Origin of the sequence: Streptomyces sp. NPDC051315 (assembly GCF_044455165.1) — a bacterium.
Taxonomy (GTDB): domain Bacteria; phylum Actinomycetota; class Actinomycetes; order Streptomycetales; family Streptomycetaceae; genus Streptomyces.
Genome location: NZ_JBITEN010000053.1, coordinates 1 through 3086, shown reverse-complemented (window position 1 = coordinate 3086; position 3086 = coordinate 1). Strand labels below are relative to the sequence as shown.

Annotated in this window: 1 protein-coding gene; it reads left to right on the top strand. The window is 74.6% G+C overall.

The features are described 5' to 3' along the window. The coding region (locus ACIBBD_RS38740; RefSeq protein ID WP_399424718.1) for an SDR family NAD(P)-dependent oxidoreductase at positions 1-3086 on the top strand (3086 nt) is incomplete at both ends.

The window sequence follows — 3086 nt, the reverse complement described above, 5'->3', positions numbered from 1 at the left end:
TGGGCGCGTGGAGTCGCCGTCGACTGGACGCCCGCCTTCGACGGGCTGTCCCCGCGCCGCGTCGAGCTTCCCACCTACGCCTTCCAGCGGCGGCGGTACTGGCTGGACGCGCCGAAGCCCTCGGACAGGGCTGCCGACCCGGTGGAGGAGCGGTTCTGGCGGACGGTGGAGGAAGGCGACCTGTCGGAGCTGGCCGCCACGCTCGGAGTGTCCGACGAGGAGGGGCTGCAAGCCGTCGTCCCGGCGCTGGCGGCCTGGCGGCGGTCGCGTCGGGAGCAGGGCCTCGTCGACGGCTGGCGGCATCGTGTCGAGTGGCGAGCCCTTCCGGCTCCCGGCCCGGCCGACATCCAAGGCACCTGGCTGCTCGTCGTCCCGGCGACCGTCGAGGACGAACACGTGGTCTCCGCTGTGCGGGCCGCGCTCGAAGACCGCGGCATCCGCATCCTGACCATCACCGTCGCATCCGAGGCCATGAACCGTGCGGATCTCCGGGCGCTGCTCGGCCGGACCGACGGTGTCGAGCAGGCCTCCGTGGTCCTCTCCCTGCTGCCCCTCGACACGCGACCGCACCCGCGGCAGCCAGCCGTTCCGCTGGGACTGGCCGGCAGCCTCGCGCTCGTCCAGGCCCTCGGTGACGCGGGGATCCAGGCGCCGTTGTGGTGCGTGACCCAGGGGGCCGTAGGCACGGGTTCGCACGACGCGCCGACGTCACCTCTCCAAGCAGGCGTCTGGGGCCTGGGCCGGGCCGCCGCTCTGGAGCACCCCCGGCGGTGGGGCGGCCTCGTCGACCTCCCCGCAACCTTCGCATCGGGCAGCGTGGCCCTCTTGCCCGGCGTCATCGCCGCGGGCGCCGAGGAGGACCAGGTCGCCCTACGGGAGGGCAAGGCGTACGGCCGTCGGCTCGTCCACGCGCCCACCGGCGGCAGGCCGGCCCCGCGGACCTGGAAGCCGCGCGGCACCGTCCTCGTCACCGGGGGCACCGGAGCGCTGGGCGCCCACGTCACCCGCTGGCTCGCGGACAACGGAGCCGAACACGTCGTCCTCACCGGACGGACGGGCGACGGCCCGCACGTGGCGGAGCTCCGCACCGCACTGCGGTCGCGCGGCACCCGCCTCACGGTCGCCGCCTGTGACACGGCCGACCGTGCGGCGGTGGCCGACCTGGTCGACCGTCTCGCCGAGGAAGGCACCCCGGTGCGGTCCGTCGTGCACGCGGCGGGCGTGAGTGTCCTCGGACCGATAGCAGAGACCGCAGTGGAGGACCTCGCGGCCACCCTCTCCGGGAAGGTGCTGGGCGCGGAACACCTCGACGCCGTCCTCGACGCCGAACAGCTGGACGCCGTCGTCTACTTCTCGTCCATCTCCGGCACCTGGGGCGTCGCCGACCACGCCGCGTACGGTGCCGCCAACGCCATCCTCGACGCCCGCGCCGAGCGCCGCCGGGCCGACGGCGTGCCCGTCCTGTCCGTCGCCTGGGGCCCCTGGGCGGGCGGCGGCATGATCGCCGAGTCGGTGCAGGACGACCTCCGGCGCCGGGGCGTCCCCGTGATCGAGCCCGCCCCCGCGATCGCCGGACTCCAGCAGGCCCTGGACCACGACGACACGTGCGTCGCCGTCGCCGACGTCGACTGGAAGCGTTTCGCCGAGGTCTTCACCTCCGTGCGCGGCAGCGCCCTCCTGCGGGAGCTGCCCGACACCGTGGCGGCCCCTGCGGACGATGACGGCGACGGAACCGACGCCCGTGGCTCCGCCGGCGCGCTGGGCGACATCGCGGCACTGGAGACCGCCCGCCGGCCGGCCGCGCTGCGCGCCCTGATCAGCGCCCACGTGGCCGCCGTACTCGGACACACCTCCGCCGAAGCCGGCGCACTCGGCGACGAGACCGCCTTCAAGGACATGGGATTCGACTCCCTGACCGCCGTCTCCCTGCGCGACCGGCTCAACCGCGCCACCGGGCTGACCATGCCCACCACGGTCGTCTTCGACCACCCCAGCATCACGGCCCTGGCCGCCTACGTCGACGAGCGGGCGTTCGGCCGAACGGAGCGGAAGCCGCAGCGGGCGACGACTGCCGACGCCGGTGGCACGGACGAGGTCCGCGCGGACGACCCCATCGCGATCGTGTCCATGGGGTGCCGCTTCCCCGGCGGCGTACGCAGCCCCGAGGACCTGTGGCGACTGGTCAGCGACGAAGTGGACGCCATCACGCCGCTGCCGACCGACCGCGGCTGGGACGTGAACGCCCTGTACGACGCCGACCCCGACCACCTCGGCACCAGCTATGTCCGGGAGAGCGGGTTCCTGGACGGGGCGGCCGAGTTCGACGCCGGGTTCTTCGGTATCTCGCCGCGTGAGGCGACGGCGATGGACCCGCAGCAGCGGCTGCTGCTGGAGACCACGTGGGAGACCCTCGAACGCGCCGGCATCGACCCCAGGACGCTGCGCGGCAGCTCCACGGGTGTCTACGTCGGCCTCACCGACCAGGAGTACGCCATCCGGCTGCGCGCCGCCTCCGGTGACAACGAGGGCTACCTCGCCACCGGAGCCGCGGCCAGTGTGGCCTCGGGGCGCATCGCCTACGCGCTGGGGCTGGAGGGCCCGGCGGTGACGGTCGACACCGCCTGCTCGTCCTCGCTGGTCGCGCTGCACCTGGCCGTGCGCGCCCTGCGCAACGGCGAGTGCTCCCTCGCCCTGGCCGGGGCGGCGACGGTGATGTCGGGACCGGGCGCGTTCGTCGCCTTCAGCCGCCAGCGGGCACTCGCGCCCGACGGCCGCTGCAAGCCCTTCGCCGCCGACGCGGACGGGTTCGCCCTCTCCGAGGGGGTGGGCGTGCTGCTGCTGGAGCGGCTGTCGGACGCCCGGGCCAACGGCCACCAGGTCCTGGCCGTCGTCCGGGGATCGGCGATCAACCAGGACGGCGCGTCCAACGGGCTGACGGCACCGAACGGTCCTTCGCAGGAGCGGGTGATCCGGGCGGCGCTGGCGGACGCGGGGGTGTCGGCGGCGGACGTGGACGTGGTCGAGGCGCACGGCACCGGGACCAAGCTGGGCGACCCGATCGAGGCGCAGGCCCTGCTCGCCACCTA